This is a genomic window from Limisphaera sp. VF-2 (assembly GCF_049537125.1).
Lineage (GTDB): Bacteria > Verrucomicrobiota > Verrucomicrobiia > Limisphaerales > Limisphaeraceae > Limisphaera.
The window spans coordinates 1715990-1734874 of sequence record NZ_JBMVQY010000001.1; the positions used below are offsets into that span (position 1 = coordinate 1715990).

The following is an 18885-nucleotide window of genomic DNA, read 5'->3' on the forward strand; positions in this document are numbered from 1 at the left end:
GGTTTCGTCCCGCTGGGCGTCTCCCCACTCCTGGCTTGCCCGGCTGACGCGGCCGCGGCAGGTTGAGCCCGCCAACTCGAGCGCGAACCATGCAAACGATCACTCTCGGGGTCAGTCCCCTTCGCAGTAGTCGCCTGGCCTATGGCTGCTGGCGCGTCGCCGGCTCCTGGGATCCCAGGGAAATCACACCGGAAAGCTGGGCTGCGGGGAAATTGGCCATCCGCACCGCCTACGAGGCCGGGTACACCCTCTTCGACAACGCGGACATTTATTGTGGCGGGGAGGCCGAGCGGCTGCTGGGCGAAGTGTTGCGCGAGATCCCCGGCATGCGCGAGCGCGTGCTCATCGCCACCAAATGCGGGATTCGCCCGCCCAATACCCCCTACCCCGGCGCGCCCCAACGCTACGACTTCTCCGCCGAACACATCCTCCGCTCTTGCGAGGAATCCTTGCGGCGGCTGGGGATTGACACCCTTGATCTCCTCCTTCTGCACCGGCCGGACTTCCTGGCCAACCCCGAGGAGGTCGCCGATGCGTTTGCGCGCCTCCAGGCCGCCGGCAAAGTGCGCTTCTTCGGCGTCAGTAATTGTCGCCCCACGCTGCTCACGGCCCTGCAGTGCGCCTGCCCCATGCCGTTGATCGTTCACCAGGTCGAAATCAGCCTGCTCCAGCGCGAGGCCTTCACCGATGGCACCCTGGACCAGTGCCTCATCGAACACATCACTCCGCAGGCCTGGAGTCCCCTGGCCGGGGGATTGTTGGCCGATGGGGCCTCGCGGCTGCTCCGCTGGCAGGAACGTTACTCCACCGCGGGCGTGTTGCAGGAGCTGGATGCACTGGCCCGGCAATACCAGACCACTCGCAGCGTCATCGCCCTTGCCTGGCTCCTCAAACACCCCAGCGGCATTGTGCCCATCGTCGGATCCACGCGGCCCGAGCGCATTCGCGAAGCGGTGCGTGCCACCGAGATCGAACTTTCACGGGACGACTGGTACCGGCTCCTGCTGGCCGCTCGCGGCGAGCCGTTGCCGTGAATCTGCTCCGGAGGGAGCTGCGCTCCCGTTCTCCGTCCCCGGTCCCAGACCCGGGTCTTCCTCAAAACCGCAGGCCCTCCAGCAGCCGCACCACGAACGGATTGATCCACTGGAGCAACGCCTGCGGCCACACCCCCAGCACAAACATCAGCGCCACGGGCACGCCCAAACCGACCCGCTCTCGCCAGCTCAGATCGGGCCACCCCGACCATTCCGGCCGTAGAGGCCCGTGAAAGACCCGCTGCATCATCGTAAGCAGGAACACCGCCGTGACCAGAAGCCCCGGCACTGCCAGGACCGCCGCCCAGGGCACCAGCGGAAAGACACCCCGGAAGATCAGAAACTCCCCCACAAAACCGTTCAGGCCCGGCAATCCCAGCGACGCAAACACCGCGATCCCCATCAGCCCGCAAAACACCGGGGCGGCAGCGCGCAATCCTCCAAAATCCTCGATACCGCGGCGTCCCCCGCTCCGCGCCTCCAGCAGACCCACACACCAAAACAAGGTGGCTGCGGTGAGTCCGTGGTTGAACATTTGCAACACCACACCATTGAGCGCGGCCGCCCGATGGACCTCCGAGCCGGTTGTTTCTCCCGCTGCCGCCACCGCGAACACCCCCAACAGGCAATACCCCAGATGATTGACCGAGGAATATGCCAGCATCCGCTTCAGGTCTCTTTGCACCAGCGCCGCGCATGCCGAGACCACCACCGTCCACACCGCCAGCCCCAGCAGCCAGGGTCCCGCCGCCCGCATCGGTTCCCCGAACACGGGCAACAACACGCGAACCAGGCCGTACACGCCCATCTTGGACATCACCCCCGTGAGCAGCATGCTCACCGGTGGCACCGCCTCCGCATAGGTCTGCGGCAGCCAGGTATGCAAGGGCATCATCGGGACTTTCACCGCCAGCCCGGCCAACACGCCCAAAAACACGAGAGTCGCCCACACACCGCCCGTTGCGTTTCCACCGCCCCAGCGTTCTTCGAGGGCCGACCACAACCGTCCCTCGCGTGCCCACTGGGACAGTTCGGGAAAGTTCATCTGGCCGCTGGCCAGAAAGAGCGCCAAGAACCCGAGCAACATCGCCACGCTGCCCGCCAGCGTGAACAGAAAGAATTGCAGCGCGGCCCACTGCCGCTGCGGTCCTCCCCAGAGGCGCACCAGAAAGAACGCAGGAATCAAACTCAACTCCCAGAACAAGAACCAGTGGACGAAGTTCAGCGCGGTGAACGTCCCAAACAAACCGGCCATCAGACACAGCACCAGCCCGTAAAACAAATGCGGCCGCTCGCGGATCCCCTCCATGGCCACCAGTGCCATGCCCGTTACCAGCACGGTCAGCAGCAACATCACCCAGCTCAATCCGTCCACGCCCACGTAATACTCGATGCCGAGGGCCGGGACCCACGGGTACCGCTCCACCGCCTGTAACGCCCCGGACTGCAGATCCACCGCCGCGCCCAACCCCAGCACAAGGACGAGTGTCATCGCCCATGCACCGATCGCGACGCAGCGCGCCAGCCGCGCACGCGCGACTCCCCACCGCATCACGCCCAACCCGGCGCACAGCGGAATCAGCGTCAACACCGTCAACCAGGGAAACGGCCTCATCGGCTGCCTCCTCCCCACACCAGCCACCACACCAGCACGACAAACGCCCCTGCCAGCGTCCCCAGGTAGCGGTGGACCCGACCATTCTGCCACGCCGACAAACCCCTCCCCTGCCGGCGCAATCCCTCGCAAACCTGATCGAACGCGCCGTTCACCACGACCTCGTCCGTGCGCCGACCCAGCAGGGCCACCGCAGCGGTCATCAGGGCCACCGCCTGCACGATCCCGCCCCAAACCCACCGGTCCATCCGATCGCACCAGTTCGACACGCGAGCCAGCCCGGCCACCACGGTGCGCTCGTAAAGTTCGTCCACCCAGAGCTTGTTGCGCAGGGCCGGCCAGACCGCCGCCGGCAGCCGTTCCAACGGATCCCGCAACGCCTCCCGCACCTGGCGCCGGCCGTACAGCCAACCGCCCAGTCCCATGCCCAACATCACCAGCGCCCCGGAAACCGCCGCCAGCCCCCAGAATTCACCCGAAAACAACCGTCCCCAGTCCACGGCCACCGCCCGACCTTCCAAATAACCTTGAAGCCATGGCCAGGCGGGCGTTCCGACAAACCCGGCACCCACCGACAGGGCCGCCAGGGCCAGCAGCGGGGCCGTCAGGATGGGTGGACTTTCGTGGGGTTCAGCCGAACCCTCGGCCTCCCGGCCACTTCCACGGAAGCGCTCGCCCGCAAACACCAGCACGACCTGACGGGTCATGTAGAACGCGGTCAGGCAGACGCCGGTCAGCGCCAACCAGAACGGTCCTTCCGACCCGCGCCATCCGTGGGCCGCGTGCAGAATCTCCTCCTTGCTCCAGAACCCCGAAAACACCAATGGGAACCCGGCCAACGCCAGCATGCCGACCGCGTAGGTCACAAAGGTCAACGGCATTCGTCGGCCCAGCCCGCCCATCCGCCAGATGTTTTGTTCCTCCGCGCATCCGTGGATCACGGAGCCTGCTCCCAGAAACAACAACGCCTTGAAGCAGGCGTGGGTCAGCAGATGGAACATTCCCACCGCAACTCCACCCGTGGCCAGACCCAGCATCATGTACCCCAGTTGCGAGATCGTCGAGTAGGCCAGAATGCGTTTGATGTCGTCCTGCGCCACCGCCACTGCGGCGGCAAACACGGCCGTCAGGGCACCCACCCAGGCGACCACGTGCGCCACCGCAGAAATCCCCTCGCCCGCCGGTTCCCCCCACAACGGGTACACGCGGGCCATCAGAAACACGCCGGCCGCGACCATGGTGGCCGCGTGAATCAGGGCGCTCACAGGGGTGGGCCCTTCCATGGCATCCGGTAGCCACACGTGCAGCGGCAGTTGCCCGGATTTCCCCACCGCGCCCGCAAACAGCAGCAACCCGATCGCAGTGTTGGCCGTCAGGCCCCACAGCGCGGTTTCCCTCGTCACCTGCTGCAATGCGGTCGCCTCCAGACATCCGCGGCCCCCGTCAAAGAACAGCTGCGTTCCCGTACTGCCGAACCACCACACCAGCCCCAGCAGAAACGCCATGTCCCCCACGCGGGTCGTGATAAATGCCTTCTTCGCCGCCGCCGCGGCCGCCGGCTTGCGATACCAAAACCCGATCAGCAAGTACGACGTAAGCCCCACCAGTTCCCAGCAAATGAACAGTCCCACCAGACTGTTGGCCATGACCAACCCGAGCATCGCGGCCGCAAACAGCGACAAGAAACAGAAGAATCGCGTAAAATTCTCGTCGTGCGCCATGTACCCCAGGCTGTACACGAAGATCAGCAGACCCACCCCCGAGACCATGACGAGCATTGCGGCCGACAAAGGATCCAGCACCCAGCCCAGCCACAACACGCCGGCCTCACCGGCGGCGAACTCCAGCCAGCGGACGTTGCAGACCTGCCGGGCGCCCGGTTCCCAGGCCAGCGTCTCCACGAACGCCCCCACCGACAGCCCGAGGGCCACGGCGAGACTGGCAATGGCCAGGCCGGCCGCCGTGCGCCGACACACCCGCGGCAACAGGGCACTGACCGCCGCCGCGCCCAGCGGCAGCGCCGGAATCAACCACAACCACTCCACCCACCCTTCCATGCCTCCGCCCTCAGCCTTTCAGTCGGTCCACTTCGTCCACGTTCGCCGTCCGATAGTGCCGGTACACGGCAATGACCAGGGCCAACCCGACCGCCGCCTCCGCAGCCGCCACTGCAATCGCGAACAACACAAACGTCGGCCCCGTCAGAAAGTCTCCCGCGGCCCCGTACCGCCAGAACGCCACAAAATTCAGATTTGCCGCATTCAACATCAACTCCACCCCGATCAGCACGGCAATCGCGTTCCGGCGCGTCAGCACCCCGGCCAACCCGATGGCGAACAGGCCGGTGCTCAGGAGCAAATAGCCCGTCAGCGGAGTCATGAGTGCGCCTCCGATCCTGTCTTCGGCCCGTCGCCGGCTCCCCCCCGCCACGCCAATAAAACGGCCCCGATCAATGCGGCGGTCAGCAGGACGCCCAGCACCTGAAGCGCCACCACCCAGCGGCCCATCAAAGCCTCTCCCAACCGGCCCACGGCCAGCGTCGGGGGCGTGGTTTGCAACTCCCGCGGGAGCGCCATCGAGGATGTGGCCCATCCCACCGTCGCCAAAACCGCCAGCGCGACCAGCGCCCCGACCCACCACCGGCTCGCATGCACTCCGCCGACCGGCACTTCGCCCCCCCGCGTCAGCAGCACCGCAAAGACGATCAGGATCGCCACCGCCCCGATGTAAATGAGGACCTGCGCAAACCCCAGAAACTCTGCGCCCAACTGCAGATAGACCGCTGCCACTCCTGCAAACGTCACCGCAAGCGCCAGGGCCGCGTGAATCAAATTCCGCAACATCACCGCGGCAAGCGCACTGGCCAGCGTCAGCAGCGCCGTGAGTCCAAACACCACACTCATGCCTCGGGCCCTCCCTCCCGCGCTCTCATCGTCCGCCTTTCAACGGGCTGGCCGGGCCCGTCACGGGCCGCCAACGCACCTCCCGGATGGCAGCCATGGTCTGCCAGCAGGCGATGCCGAGCGGGATGCACTCCTCGATGTCGCCCGGGCGCACCGAGATCCGCCGACCGCGCGTGTCCACGTTGACCACCTGCTCCTCGTCAATCCACGCCTCCAACCGTTCCTCCGTCACGCGCATACGGATGCGGTACCATCGTCCCTTCTCGAAGCCCATGAACTTCGTCGTCTCGTTTTCCGAGGCGTCGTAGCCGTCCAAACTGGAAATCCCCACCAGCCCGCCGCCCCAACCGCCTACGATCAAACTGCAGTGCGAATCGCCCACCGGCACGGTCAATCCGCAGAAGAAATCGGATCCCGTGACGCGCATGGCCTCCACGGCGATCTCGTAGTTCATTTTCGGGAATGCATTCGTGTATCGAATGCCGGTGAAGGGGCTGCCCATGCCCATCACCAGCAGTCCGTTTCGCAACTCCAGTTCGCCGCGGCCCGCGTAGGGAATCTCCAACCACCCCTCGAGGGAACGGCCGTCGAACAGGGCGCGCCAGCCCTCCCCCGGCCATTGCGCTGCCGGTTGCGCGGCTGCCCGGGTCAGAATGTCCGAGACACTTCGGGCCGCGGGCGGCACCGGTGCCTCCACCGCGGCTGCGGTGCGGGTCACGTCCACGGCCGGCGCGGCCGCTGCAGGACGACCTCCGGCCACCGGATCCGGCGAGCTGCATCCTGTCCAACCCGCTGCTGCCAGCAACGTGGCCCACGCCATGGGTTTGAGTCTCCTGCACATATCGGTTGCCCTGCTCCCCTTCCCTGCCCGGTGCGTTCGCGCCGAGCTCAAGGAGGTCGGATGGCCCTCACTCTATCGCACCCGGCGCGCCAGTCGAGCCCGCATCCAACCCCGCGCCGGCCGCGGGATCTTGCGGGGACCTGCTTGAAACCACCGGTCGGCTGCGTCCTCGGGAAAGGAACACGCCCGCCGGCTGGCCTCGGCTCCAACGGCGTCGGGGTGGCGCATGGGCCGTGCCCCGCGGCGGCCGCTCAGGCCGCTGCCCTGGGCAGCTTCAGAAAAAGTTGGCGCCTGCGCCCCGCTCTCCGGACACTGGCTTTGATGCCAGCGCACCCTGCTGTGTTTCTGGACCGCGACGGAACCTTGATCGAAGAGCGGCACTATCTCCACAGGCCGGAAGAGGTTCGGCTGTTGCCGGGGGCGGCGACGGCCTTGCAACGGCTGCGACAGGCCGGGTTTCTGCTCTTCCTGGTCACCAATCAGTCCGGCGTCGGCCGCGGTTACTTCACGCTGCACGACGTGGCCCGGGTCCATGAGCACCTGACGCGATTGCTTGCCCCCTACGACGTACGTTTTTCCGACATTTACATCGCCCCGGAGGCGCCGGACCAACCCAGCCCCGGCCGCAAACCGTCTCCCCACTTCCTACTGCTGGCCAGCCAGCAGTACCAGATCGACCTGGGCCAGAGCTACATGATCGGCGACAAACTGGCCGATCTTGAATGCGGCTGGAACGCCGGGGTCCGGGCTTCTATTCTGGTGCTGACCGGCTATGGCATGGAAACGGCTCGCGCGCTGCCAAGCCCACCCCGGGGCAGTCTGGCAGTCGTTCAAGATCTGGCGGCCGCGGCCGATTGGATTCTCAAGGACCGGGCGCAGCGGACGAGGCAACAGGCCTCGTCCCACTCGGTCCGTTGAAGGCATCAGCATCGGCGGCTCGGGACGGACACAGCGAAGAGACAGCCAGCAAACGTTATGTGTGGGATCGTGGGTTACGTGGGACGGCGCGATGCCGCCCCGATTCTTTTGGATGGGCTCAAGCGTCTGGAGTACCGCGGCTACGATTCCGCGGGCATTTGTACCCTGGACGGATCCGGCCTCCAGCTGCGCAAGTGCGTGGGCCGTGTGGACGCGTTGATCGCCGCGGTCCGCGCGCAACCGCTGCACGGGCAGCTCGGGATCAGTCACACCCGCTGGGCCACGCACGGCCTCCCCAGCGATGCCAATGCTCACCCGCACCTCGACCAGTCCGGTCGCTTGGTGATCGTGCACAACGGGATCATCGAAAACTACGCCGACCTGCGTCGCCGGCTGGTGGAGGCGGGCCATCATTTTCAGTCCCAAACCGACACCGAGGTGCTGGCGCACCTCATTGGCCAGGAGCTCGACCGGCTCGTCCCTCGCGGCCAGCGGCCCGGGCCCGAGCAACTGGTCACGGCCGTGCAACTGGCAACCGCCCGGGCCGAGGGCACCTACGCCATCGCCGTCCTGCACGCCGACCTGGACCACTGCCTTGTGGGTGCCCGGCGGGGCTCGCCGCTGGTGCTGGGCCTGGGCCGGGGCGAAAACTTCCTCGCCAGCGATGTCTCCCCCATTCTCCCCCACACCCGGCAGGTCATCTACCTCCACGACGGGGACATCGTCCTGCTATTTGCTGACCGTTACCAACTCTGGGCCGGTACCCAACCGGTCGAGCGCCCCGTGGAAACGGTTCAATGGTCAGCCGAGGAGGCCGAACTGGGCCGGTTCCCGCACTACATGCTCAAGGAGATTCATGAGCAGCCCGGCCGCCTCGCCGACGAACTCCAGCGGGCGCTGCGCCCGCGCGAGGGCACCGCGGAACTCGAGAGCCTCACACCCCACCTGGACGAACTGGCCCGCCTCCGCCGCATCGTGCTGGTCGCGTGCGGCACCAGTTGGCACGCCGCCCTCGCCGGAGAGTACCTGCTCGAGAACCTCGCCGGCATCCCCACCGAGGTGGAATGCGCCAGCGAAATGCGGTATCGCAACCGGCCCTTCGAACCTGATTCGCTCGTCATCGCCATCTCCCAGTCCGGAGAAACCGCCGATACCCTGGCCGCCACGCGCCTGGCCCGACAACAGGGGGTCCGCACGCTCGCCCTCGTCAACGTGGTCGGCTCCACCCTCGCCCGGGAATCCGACTGGGTCCTCTACATGCGGGCCGGGCCCGAAATCGGCGTCGCCTCCACCAAGGCCTTCACCATGCAGCTGCTGCAGCTGACCCTCCTGGCCCTGAGCCTGGGACGGCAGCGTGGCCGACTTTCCCTGGCCGAGGGCCGCCGCCTTGTGCGCGCCCTCCAAACCATCCCTGCCAAGGTTCAGAGGATCCTCCAGGCCGAGCCCGGCATCATTCGGCTGGCCAAAAAGTATTATCGATTCACCGATTTCCTGTACATGGGCCGCCAGTTCAACTACCCGGTGGCGCTCGAAGGAGCCCTCAAACTCAAGGAACTCTCCTACATCCACGCCGAGGGTTATCCCTCGGCAGAAATGAAACACGGGCCCATCGCGCTGATCTCTCCCGAGTTTCCCAGCGTCTTCGTCATCCCGCGGGACGCGCTCTACGAGAAAAATCTCAGCAACCTCGAAGAAATCAAAGCCCGCAACGGGCCGATTCTCGCCGTCGCCACCGCCGGAGACCGCCAGATCCGCCAGAAGGCCGACGACGTCATCTACGTGCCGCCCACGCTGGACTGTCTGCAGCCCCTGCTGACCGTGATCCCCCTCCAGCTTTTTGCCTATCACGTGGCCCTCCTGCGCGGCTGCGACGTGGACAAGCCCCGCAACCTCGCCAAGAGCGTCACGGTGGAATAAGGGTGCGGGCGGGCCGTCCAGATCGCTCGCGGGCGGGGCAGGAGGCCGCACCCGGCTCACGTGTGCTCATCGCTCGGGACTGGCCTCGTCCGCTTTAGCCGGATCAACTCGGCCTCATATCCTTCTCGAAACGTCGGATATCGCGGCCGCCAGCCCAGTTCTGTCTTGATTCGGGCATTGCTCACTCGCTTGTTCCCGCTGCCCGGACGTCGCCGCACCTCTCCCGGCGCGCCCCCGGCGGGTGCGGGGCGTCCGGTCCGCTCCTCCAACCATGCAAACAGGCGGCCCAGCTGAACCGGTTCGTCGTCCGTGACGTTGTACACCGCTCCGGGTTCCGCATGTTCCAACGCGCAGATCACGGCTGTCACCACGTCGTCGCGGTGCACCTGATTGATCCAGCGATCTGCCTCCTCCGGGCCGAGACCCGGTCCCTCGAAAAACCGCCGTATGTAATAGCCCCGCCCCGCGCCGTACATGCCGGAAACGCGCAGCACTACCGGTCGCCAGGCCGCGCTCTGTGCCGCTTCCAGCCAGGTCCGCTCCGCCGCCAGCAACCATTGACCTTTCTCCTCGAACGCTGCGGTCGCACTCTCTTCGGTGACCCAGCCGCCCCGGGCTTCGGCATAGACCCCGGTGCTGCTGGTGTACACGGCCCTCCGCACCGGATGGCCGAGCAATTCCTCTACGACCCGGCGGACACCGGCGCCGTACACGGCTGCATAGCCGGCAGGATCCCCGCTGGCCGGCGCCGCACAGTACACCACCCAATGCACCGGCTCCGGCAAAACGCCCGACCAACCCGGCCGGGTGACATCGGCATGCACAGGCCGGATCCCGGCCCCGGTCAGGACGGCGTCCCCATCCGCCGACCGGCGCATGCCCCACACGGTGTGTCCCCGGCGCGCGAGCTCTTCTCCCAGCGCCGTTCCCAGGTACCCGCAACCCACGATCAGCGTGTTCATCTTCCTGTGGCTCCGTGTGGTGAAAGGCTGCCCACTTGCGGCCGCCTCGCGCAACGCCTTCCTTCACCCCGGCTCGCGCGCTTCAAGGAGTGCTGCTGGCAGGGCAACTGTGCCGGCCAAGCACGAGCCTCTCGTGTCCCGCGGCGGCTTCAGTGTCGCAGAGTCGCAGATCCAGCCAGCGGGGATTGGGCCCCTCTGATTCCTTTGCCCCCACGGAAACGCTGCGGCCCACTCCGCCGCCGGGCAGGCTTGCGGTTGCCCGGACCGGTTTTGGCGGACGCATTCGATGGCCGGCAACTGCTTCGCGAGGGCCGCGGTTGGGGCCGGGCTTCGAGCCCGGAAGGGCGCGAGAACAGCGTTCCCCGGGGCTTCACGCATGCCCCGTGATTGGCTGCCGCTGTTGTGCGTGCGTCCCGGATTTGTGGGTGAGCGGGGCATCCATATTCCCTTGCGCTGGCGGCCGGCGGCGCCGCGGGGGATCCGGAGCCATGAACGAGGGCTGGAGCCGGTCCTGTGACGAGTCAACCCGGGCTTGTTTCCGAGGGGCCCAGGCCGCATTGTGGGGGTCCGTTTTGGGCAGACGGAGTTGGTCGTCATGAATGAACCCGAGATTACGCCCGAATTGGTGGCGCAACACAATTTAACGCCGGAGGAGTACGCCCAGATCCTGCAGATCCTGGGCCGGCCGCCCACGTACACGGAGTTGGGCATTTTCTCCGTGATGTGGAGCGAGCATTGCAGCTACAAGAACACCCGGCCGCTGCTGAAGCTGTTCCCCACCCGGTCGCCGCGGGTGCTGGTGGGCGCTGGCGAGGAGAACGCCGGCATCGTGGACATCGGGGACGGCCTGGCGGTGGCGTTCAAGGTGGAGTCGCACAACCATCCCAGCGCGGTGGAGCCGTTTCAGGGTGCCGCCACTGGTGTGGGTGGCATCATTCGGGACATTTTCACCATGGGCGCGCGGCCGATTTGCGCGGTGAACTCGTTGCGGTTCGGCCCGTTGACGGAAGAGGCGGCTAGGGACGCGGCGGCTGCGAACAATCGCCGGCTTTTTGCCGGGGTGGTCTCGGGCATCGCCCACTACGGCAACTGCTTCGGCATTCCCACCCTGGCGGGGGAGGTGTACTTCGACCGTTCCTACGAGGGCAATCCGCTGGTCAATGTTTTCTGCCTTGGCGTGCTTCGGCATGAGCAGATCGCCCGGGCGCGGGCGCAGGGAATCGGGAATCCGGTGTTTTACGTGGGTCCACCGACCGGCCGGGACGGCCTGGCCGGCGCCGCTTTTGCCTCCCAGGACTTGACGGAGGAATCTGCCGAACTGCAGCGGGGCGCGGTGCAGGTGGGCGATCCCTTCATGGAAAAGCTGGTCTGCGAAGCCTGCCTCGAATTGCTGGCCACGGGCGCCGTGGCGGGCATCCAGGACATGGGCGCCGCGGGGCTGACCTGTTCGACTTGTGAAACCGCCGCCCGTGCCGGCACCGGCATCGAGATCGATCTGGACAAAGTGCCCCAACGCGTTCCGAACCTGTCGAGCTACGAAATCATGCTCAGCGAGTCCCAGGAACGCATGCTGGTCATCGTTCACAAGGGACGCGAGGAAGAAGTCCGCCGGATTTTCGAGAAATGGGAGCTACCCTGGGCGGAGATCGGGGTCGTGACCGACACGGGCCGGATGGTGGTCAAACATCAGGGACGTGTGGTGGCCGACATCCCGGCCGCCAAGATCGCCAACGAGTCGCCGGTATACCACCGGCAGGGCCGCCCTCCCGCCTGGCTGGCCGAGGCCCACGCCTTCCGGCTCGAACAACTCCCGCAGCCCGACGATGTATCCGCCGCGTTGCGCAAGCTGCTGGCCTGGCCCTCCATCGCCTCCAAGAACTGGGTCTACCGCCAGTACGACCACATGGTACGCAACAACACCGTCGTTTGTCCGGGGAGCGACGCGGCCGTGTTGCGGATCAAGCCGGACTGTCTGCCGCCGGCGCCGGCCCATGTGCCGGAACGCCCCGTGCCCGAGAAATACCTGGCCGTTTCCGCGGACGGCAACGCCGCCTACGTCCTGCTGGACCCTTACGAAGGGGGGAAAGCGGTCGTGGTGGAAGCCGCCCGCAACCTGGCCTGCAGCGGCGCCGTGCCCATCGGCGTCACGGACAATCTCAACTTCGGGAACCCGCTCCATCCGGATTTGTTCTGGCAACTGAGCGAGAGCGTGCGCGGCATGGCCGAGGCGTGTCGCGCCCTGCAAGTACCCGTAACCGGCGGCAACTGCTCGCTGTACAACCAAAGCCCGCGTGGCCCGATCGATCCCACGCCGACCGTGGTGATGGTGGGGCTCATCGAGGAGGCCGCTCACATCACCACCCAGTGGTTCAAGGACGAGGGCGATGTCATCCTGCTGCTGGGTCAACCGGTGGATCTGGAAGATCCGCTGCAAGGGATGGGCGGCAGCGCCTGGATGCAAATCGCCCTGGGTCGAAAAACCGGTCGGCCGCCGCGGTGTTGTCTCTCGACGGCCTCCACTCTTCACAGCGCGCTGGTGGGTCTGATCCGGGCCGGGGGCATCAAGAGTGCCCACGACTGCAGCGAAGGCGGGTTGGCCGTGTGCCTGGCCGAAAGCTGCATCAGCCAGCAGATTGCCCGGCACACCCCGCGGTTGATCGGAGCGGACGTGGATCTGACTCCGCTGCTCGAGTCGAACGCCTCGCAAGTTCGACCGCGCCTGGATGCGCTGCTGTTCGGGGAAACGCAGTCCCGCGTCGTGGTCACCTGCGCGCCGCTGGAGGAAGCCAAGATCACCGAGCGCGCCCGGCTGCTGGGCGTGCCCGTCACACGCCTGGGACGGGTCGGAGGATCGGAGCTGGTCCTGCGCGCGGGAGCCAGCGCCTGGCGCTGGCCCGTGGCCGAGCTGCATGATTTGTGGTGGAACTCCCTGGCCCGGCTCATGGGTTGAAACGCCCTGTCCAGCCTCCCTCGCTCAACCGTGCGCCACGGCCCTCCGGTGCGACCCTGTCCCGGACGGCCCGAAGGGCATCGGGCACGGATGCCTCTTGCGCTTCCTGTGCCTCCAGTGCGTCCCCTTCGGTGCACGGCCAGATGTGGAACCCGCCGTGATTGAAGGGCGGGATCTCCCACGTCCCCCAAATGCCCCGTCCCTCGCGGAACCCGCGATAGAAGACGTCGTGGCCGCCGATGTATGTCTTCGTCCACCAACACTCCAGGCTCTCGGCGTCGTAGCGGCCCCGTACGACAAAGCGACCGATATCGTCCACCCCGACCCCTTCCATCCGGCCCTCTCGGAAGGTGAGTTCCAGGTCCATCCGGTGCCGGTCACCGGGCCGGTAATTGTAGAAACCGGTCCACGGACCCGATGGAAACAGTGCCTCGTTCACACCTGCCTCACCCATAGGCCGGTCCGGCGGCCATGTCAAAAAGAGGGCAATCCCCGCTGATGCAGGACGAAATCGGTCGGGAGCCAGGGCCAGCCTGATCAGGCCTCTCCTACGGCTTCGGCCGGCCCGAGAGAACCCCGGCGAATGCCCCGGCAGACCGGGGGGCTCGATTTGTCCGGGCGGGTTCGGACCAAACCGGCGCCGAAGGGGTCGCACCCAGCGACCGGCTCCGAACCCGCCTTCCAGGGCTGCCTTCGGGTGGGCTGGGTAAACGACATTTGGTTCCGCCCACAGGCACGGGCAAGCTGCCCCGACGCAATTGTCCACCTTCCGGGCCAGAGCCCGCGCCGGGTCTGATCCGCCGCAACCGTCGGAACAGACTTGACCCTGCGGCACGTCATCCCTCAGCGTGCCTGCAAAACGGAGTGTGATCTATGGAAAGCCTCGACCGACTCCGGGACGCCATCCTCAACGGGGATGCTGACACCGCACGCACCCTCACCGAACAGGCCCTGGCCGCGGGCGTGGATCCGTTGACCTTGGTCAATCAGTACATGATCCCCGCCATGGCGGAGACCGGCCGGCGCTTCGAATGCAATGAGTTTTTTGTGCCCGAATTGCTCATTGCCGCCCGGGCCATGAAAGCCGCGCTGAGCCTGGTGCGCCCGTTGTTGGCCGCCAGCGGTGTCCCCCCGGTGGCACGCGTGGTGCTGGGCACAGTGCGGGGCGACCTCCATGACATCGGGAAAAACCTCGTCGGCGCCATGCTCGAAGGCAACGGATTCGAGGTCATCGACCTCGGCGTCAACGTCCCGCCCGAACGCTTCGTGGAAACCGCCCGCGAAAAGGGCGCCAAAATCGTGGCCATGTCCGCGCTCCTCACCACCACGATGCCCGCCATGCGCACCACCATCGAACTTCTCCAGGCTTCCGGCCTCCGGCCCGCGGTGAAAGTGCTCGTCGGCGGCGCGCCGGTGACTCCGCGCTTTGCCAGTGAAATCGGCGCGGATGGCTACAGCGACAATGCGGTCGGCGCCGTGGCAGAAGCGCGGCGCGTCCTGGCCGCCTGAGCTCCTGCTCCATGGGCGTTCACCCGGCACTTGCCGCCCTGCTGCAACACGCGCCCGTGCTCACCGACGGGGCCTGGGGGACGGAACTCCAAAAACGCGGGTTGCCTCCCGGCCAGCCCCCCGAATCCTGGAACCTGACGCACCCCGACCAGGTCCGTGCCGCGGCTCGAGCGTATGTTGAAGCCGGCAGCGAGATCATTTTGACCAACACCTTCGGAGCCAACCGAATTCGACTGGCCGACGCCGGCCTGGCCGAGGAGGTCGGGCTCTTGAATCGACGGGGAGTCGAGTTGAGTCGGGAAGCGGCAGGCAGCCGCGCGGCGGTGTTCGCCTCGATCGGTCCCACCGGCAAACTGCTGATGGCCGGAGAAGTGACCGCCGAAGACGTGCGTGCCGCGTTCGAGGAACAAGCCACCGCCCTGGCGGAGGCCGGCGCCGACGCCCTGGTCATCGAGACCATGAGCGATCTGCAGGAAGCCCAACTGGCGCTGGCCGCCGCCAAAGCCACCGGATTGCCGGTGGTCGTCTGCATGGTCTTCGACTCGGGCCGGGAGCGGGATCGGACGCTGATGGGTGATCCGCCGGAACTTGTGGCGCGCACCTTGGAGGCGGCGGGAGCGGACGTGCTCGGTGCCAATTGTGGGCAGGGCATCGAAGGTTTCCTGCCGATCTGCCGACGGCTCCGGGCCGCATCCTCCCTGCCGCTCTGGATCAAACCCAACGCCGGCCTTCCCCAGCTCATGGACGGCCGCCCCCGGTACACCACGACCCCCGAGTCGTTTGCGGCCCATGCGCCGGCGTTGCGCGCCGCCGGAGCCGATTTCCTGGGAGGCTGTTGCGGCACGGACCCGGAGTTCATCCGCGCCCTGCGTCGGGTTCTGGATCGAGCGTAGGGCTTCAAGCCCCGCCCGCTCCGATGCAGCCCGGCGGCCCGGAGCCCGCACGGCGCGCCCCCGGTCAGGTCATCGCCGCTCGAATCCGGGCCAGCAACTCCTCGTACGTTTCCACAGCGGGGAACTGGGGAAACTGTCGGCGCACATTCTCCGGCGCGCGAAACAGAAACCCCACATGGGCCTCCGTCAGCATCGCCGTATCGTTGAAAGAATCGCCGGCCGCGATCACATGGTAATTGAGAAGTTTGAACGCGGCCACGGCCCGCTGTTTCTGCTCCGGGATGCGCAGCTGATAGTCCACGATGCGGTCCTCCTCGACCACCAGCCGGTGACACAACAACGTCGGCCAGCCCAATTGCCGTAGCAGCGGCGTGGCAAACTGCTCGAAGGTATCGGACAGGATGATCACCTGCACAAACGAGCGCAGTTCATCCAGGAATTCCCGGGCGCCGGGCAGCGGAGCCAGCGTGCCGATGACCCGCTGGATGTCGGAGAGCTTCAAACCGTGCTGGTTCAGCAACGCCAGCCGGCCCCGCATCAGCTTGTCATAATCGGGCTCGTCCCGTGTGGTGCGCCGCAACTCCGGAATGCCGGTCCGCTCCGCCACGGCAATCCAGATTTCCGGCGTCAGCACACCCTCCAGATCCAGCGTGACCAACGATTGTTTCACGGTGACCCAATCTTTCCCAACCCCGATTCCCCTGTCCAGCGTTGCGGGTTCTGAAGACCTTTCGCCCCCCGCCCCCGCCGGGTTTCTGCTTTCACTTGGCGTCCGCGGCCCCGTCCCCGTTTCACCGGCGTCGCATCCCGCACCCAACCTCCGCTCCCGGGCGGATTCATCAGGGCTGTGCCCCCGGGCCCACACCCCGGGAATTGCCTTCCCCGCCCGCCTTGAGCCGGGAGAAGCTCCCTCGTTACCCGACGGCTGTCCGGGTTTTCGGGACCGAACCGCACGGAGCGCCGAACAGCGGCTGCCGCGGGGATGCTGCAAGGCCTGGGCATGCCGTCGGCAGCCGGCGCACGAGATCGCGCGCCGGGCCCGGTTAACCGAAAGCCTCGCCACCCCGCGTGTGGAAAACTCCTCCGAACTTTCCCCGGTCAAGGGGGCCCTGCTTCGGGGCCATCCGGGTCTTCAACGAGGCGCAGCCGGTGGTGTTACTGGTTGGTCTGAGCCTTGGCGGCGGCTTTGCGCTGTTCCTCCTCCAAACGCTTCAGGTCTTCGGCCTTGATGACCTCGATCTTGGCGCCGCGCGCCAGTTCCTCGGCCGACGGCACCTTGATGATGTCACTGGTCACCGGCGCGGTCGGCGTGCTCGCGGGCGCGGGCGTTGTCACGGAGATCAGCTCCACTTCAAAAATCAGCGTCGAACCCGGAGGAATGTTCGGCCGCCCCACGTCGCCGTACGCCAGGTCGGCCGGAATGAACAGTTCCCACTTGGCCCCCGGCTTCATCAACTGCAGCGCCTCGGTCCAGCCCTTGATCACGCCGCTGACATTGAACGTGGCAGGCTGTCCCCGGCTGTAACTGCTGTCGAACTCCGTCCCGTCGATCAAGCGGCCCCGATAGTGCACGGCGACCGTGTCGGTGGCTTTGGGACTGTCGCCAGAGCCCTCCTGGATGACGCGGTACTGCAAGCCGCTGGGCAACGTGACCACCCCGGGCTTTTTCTTGTTTTCTTCCAGGAACGCTGCGCCGGCTTTGCGATTCTTCTCCGCCTCCTCCCGCTGCTTTTGCTGCATCTTGGCCTGCATGAACTTGCTGAACTCCCGCAGCGTGGTCCGCATCTCCTCCTCGGTCATGCGCGTCTGGGCACCCGTCAAACTGTCGCGCAGCCCCTGCATGACCACCTCCAGCGACACTTGATCCGGCTCCAGGGCATTGCGCTTCCAGTTGCTGCCCAGGCTCATGCCCAGGGCGTAGCTGATCTTTTCCTTTTCGTCCTTGAAACCGGTGGTCTCCTGAGCCGCGACCCAACCGGCGGCCAGCACCAGACCGGCGGTGAAAACGGCAATCCGTAGGTTCATGGTTCGCATACTTGTCCGGATTGTGTGGTGGAAGGGCGGGCCCCTTGCAACTGAATTATGATGACCAAGCCCGCGCGCCTCCGGCGCATTGAACAGGTCGGTTTGTCCGGCTTGCTCTCCCGGGCCTTCACACCTGCTTGCCGCCGGGCCTCCCGATCCCGGGCGCACGCGGAACTCTTCCAAACCCTCCGGGCCCGTCAATCGACCGGAGTCGCTCTTGCTTTTGCCCGGGATGCCGATCCAACGCCGCCCCACCGGTGGCGGATAAGGTCATCCCGACAGCCGGGCCGCTCCAAAGCCGTCCCCTCCGAGCGTGTTCGGGGCTGCCTGCCTTTTCCAACCTTTTGCCGAGCGCAGGGATGGCTCATCGGTTGGGAACTCCTGAAGCGACCTTGGGCAACGCTTCGGCGTCGGCCCGAGCCGTAAATTTCCCCTGCGCCCTTGCTGATGGTCGGCCGCCGAAGAACCTCGCCGAGGGTTAAAAAGAACGCACTTCGAGGGTTCTTTTACAAGCTGGGGCTTGCGACGGTGAGTGCCGGTCACGCCCCATCTTCTCCCCGGGGGCCGGCTCCGCGATGGATGGAAAACTTCCGGAGTCCTGTCGATCGCCGGTACGCTGGTTGGGCCGGCCTGGCTTCAGGAGGGGCAGCCACCTTCGCGGGTGGCCGGGCCCGAAGGGCCCCTCCCTTTCTGCGCTTCCGATTTTCAAGAGCGCTCAGTACGGCCATGGAGGCGTGGTCGACGTGCTGAGGATCTTGCGCATCACGTCCGTATTCTCCTCCGCGCGTCGGGTGTAACCCTCGATGGAATCCGGCAACCGCCCCGGCAGACATTCCGGTGCCTGGTTCAAGTAGTCCAGCCCGGTGCGCCGTGCCAACTGATGCAGCATGGCATTCAACGTTGGCTCCACGCGGTGCAGTGGCTCCTCTCGCCCGGCGCACAGGGCGATCAATGCCCCCTCCCGACCTTCCCGCTGCTGCAACCAATGTTCCAAGCGGGACAGCACACCGGCACGCAGTTGCCGCGGCTCCGCCAGGGCCACCACCACGATGTCCGTCTTCTGCAACCGGCGTCCGGCTTCTGCGGCTTCCGGCCCTTCCAGCTCCTCCAGGGTCCACCACGTCAGGTCGAATTCGATCTGCGACCAAAACCGGCGCACCAGGCCGTCACAAGCCCGGGCCGCGCATTGGCGTGCCTCGGGTGCATCGTACAGAACGGTTACCAGCCACGTCTCCGCGGGGTGCTCGCGTGTGGGATCCGGTTTCATACGCCGCCTGCTGGTTTGGTCTTCGCCGCCGAAAAGGCGGGCCACTCGCCT

General features: G+C 66.4%; 16 protein-coding genes. 6 read left to right on the forward strand and 10 right to left on the reverse strand.

All coding sequences use genetic code 11. The features are described 5' to 3' along the window. Positions 1 to 89: 89 nt before the first annotated feature. Entirely contained in the window at positions 90 to 1034 is a 945-nt protein-coding gene (locus tag ACPDIT_RS06145) for an aldo/keto reductase (protein ID WP_423442296.1), read from the forward strand. A gap of 61 nt (positions 1035 to 1095) precedes the next feature. On the opposite strand, the gene ACPDIT_RS06150 is transcribed toward ACPDIT_RS06145, so the two are convergent. The 5 genes from ACPDIT_RS06150 to ACPDIT_RS06170 are packed head-to-tail and all read right to left on the reverse strand — an operon-like array spanning position 1096 to position 6372. Continuing rightward, positions 1096 to 2649 (reverse strand): complex I subunit 4 family protein, encoded by a 1554-nt coding sequence (locus ACPDIT_RS06150; protein ID WP_423442297.1) that lies wholly within the window; start codon positions 2647 to 2649, stop codon positions 1096 to 1098. Further along, positions 2646 to 4706, reverse strand: coding sequence for an NADH-quinone oxidoreductase subunit L (gene nuoL / locus ACPDIT_RS06155; RefSeq protein ID WP_423442298.1), 2061 nt, complete (start codon positions 4704 to 4706; stop codon positions 2646 to 2648). Before nuoL ends, ACPDIT_RS06150 begins: the two co-directional genes overlap by 4 nt. A gap of 10 nt (positions 4707 to 4716) precedes the next feature. Then, positions 4717 to 5028 (reverse strand): NADH-quinone oxidoreductase subunit NuoK, encoded by a 312-nt coding sequence (gene nuoK / locus ACPDIT_RS06160; protein ID WP_423442299.1) that lies wholly within the window; start codon positions 5026 to 5028, stop codon positions 4717 to 4719. Next, positions 5025 to 5552, reverse strand: coding sequence for an NADH-quinone oxidoreductase subunit J (locus ACPDIT_RS06165; protein ID WP_423442300.1), 528 nt, complete (start codon positions 5550 to 5552; stop codon positions 5025 to 5027). The genes nuoK and ACPDIT_RS06165 overlap by 4 nt, the downstream gene beginning before the upstream one ends. A gap of 25 nt (positions 5553 to 5577) precedes the next feature. Further along, the gene (locus ACPDIT_RS06170) at positions 5578 to 6372 is read right to left on the reverse strand and encodes a 3-keto-disaccharide hydrolase (RefSeq protein WP_423442301.1); all 795 of its coding nucleotides are present in this window, start codon (positions 6370 to 6372) and stop codon (positions 5578 to 5580) included. A gap of 342 nt (positions 6373 to 6714) precedes the next feature. Here ACPDIT_RS06170 and ACPDIT_RS06175 point away from each other — a divergent pair, with 342 nt between their 5' ends. Together ACPDIT_RS06175 and glmS are read left to right on the forward strand one after the other, a co-directional pair. Further along, complete coding sequence (locus ACPDIT_RS06175) at positions 6715 to 7311, forward strand: D-glycero-alpha-D-manno-heptose-1,7-bisphosphate 7-phosphatase (protein WP_423442302.1); 597 nt, start codon at positions 6715 to 6717, stop codon at positions 7309 to 7311. 57 nt (positions 7312 to 7368) lie between these two features. Next, positions 7369 to 9228 (forward strand): glutamine--fructose-6-phosphate transaminase (isomerizing), encoded by a 1860-nt coding sequence (glmS, locus tag ACPDIT_RS06180; RefSeq protein WP_423442303.1) that lies wholly within the window; start codon positions 7369 to 7371, stop codon positions 9226 to 9228. 56 nt (positions 9229 to 9284) lie between these two features. Here the strand turns inward: glmS and ACPDIT_RS06185 are convergent, their stop codons facing one another. After that, on the reverse strand, positions 9285 to 10190 hold the full coding sequence (locus tag ACPDIT_RS06185; protein WP_423442304.1) for an SDR family oxidoreductase: 906 nt from the start codon (positions 10188 to 10190) through the stop codon (positions 9285 to 9287). Between the two features lie 595 nt (positions 10191 to 10785). On the opposite strand from ACPDIT_RS06185, the gene purL reads away from it, so the two are divergent. Next, positions 10786 to 13140 (forward strand): phosphoribosylformylglycinamidine synthase subunit PurL, encoded by a 2355-nt coding sequence (purL, locus tag ACPDIT_RS06190; RefSeq protein WP_423442305.1) that lies wholly within the window; start codon positions 10786 to 10788, stop codon positions 13138 to 13140. Here purL and ACPDIT_RS06195 read toward each other — a convergent pair. Next, the gene (locus tag ACPDIT_RS06195) at positions 13130 to 13579 is read right to left on the reverse strand and encodes a hypothetical protein (protein ID WP_423442306.1); all 450 of its coding nucleotides are present in this window, start codon (positions 13577 to 13579) and stop codon (positions 13130 to 13132) included. The genes purL and ACPDIT_RS06195 overlap by 11 nt on opposite strands. Positions 13580 to 14013: 434 nt before the next feature. Between ACPDIT_RS06195 and ACPDIT_RS06200 the strand changes: the two genes are divergently transcribed. Both ACPDIT_RS06200 and ACPDIT_RS06205 read left to right on the forward strand, forming a co-directional pair. Beyond that, positions 14014 to 14649, forward strand: a complete 636-nt coding sequence (locus tag ACPDIT_RS06200; protein WP_423442307.1) for a corrinoid protein — start codon at positions 14014 to 14016, stop codon at positions 14647 to 14649. Positions 14650 to 14660: 11 nt separating this feature from the next. Then, positions 14661 to 15542 carry a homocysteine S-methyltransferase family protein gene (locus ACPDIT_RS06205; protein ID WP_423442308.1) on the forward strand — a complete coding sequence of 294 codons (882 nt, stop codon included), beginning with the start codon at positions 14661 to 14663 and terminating at the stop codon, positions 15540 to 15542. A gap of 64 nt (positions 15543 to 15606) precedes the next feature. On the opposite strand, the gene thrH is transcribed toward ACPDIT_RS06205, so the two are convergent. From thrH to ACPDIT_RS06220, 3 genes are all read right to left on the reverse strand, one after another. Continuing rightward, complete coding sequence (thrH, locus tag ACPDIT_RS06210) at positions 15607 to 16212, reverse strand: bifunctional phosphoserine phosphatase/homoserine phosphotransferase ThrH (RefSeq protein ID WP_423442309.1); 606 nt, start codon at positions 16210 to 16212, stop codon at positions 15607 to 15609. Positions 16213 to 16697: 485 nt separating this feature from the next. Further along, positions 16698 to 17567 carry an FKBP-type peptidyl-prolyl cis-trans isomerase gene (locus ACPDIT_RS06215; RefSeq protein WP_423442310.1) on the reverse strand — a complete coding sequence of 290 codons (870 nt, stop codon included), beginning with the start codon at positions 17565 to 17567 and terminating at the stop codon, positions 16698 to 16700. A 715-nt stretch (positions 17568 to 18282) separates the two neighbouring features. Continuing rightward, positions 18283 to 18834, reverse strand: coding sequence for a hypothetical protein (locus ACPDIT_RS06220; RefSeq protein WP_423442311.1), 552 nt, complete (start codon positions 18832 to 18834; stop codon positions 18283 to 18285). Between the last annotated feature and the right edge of the window lie 51 nt (positions 18835 to 18885).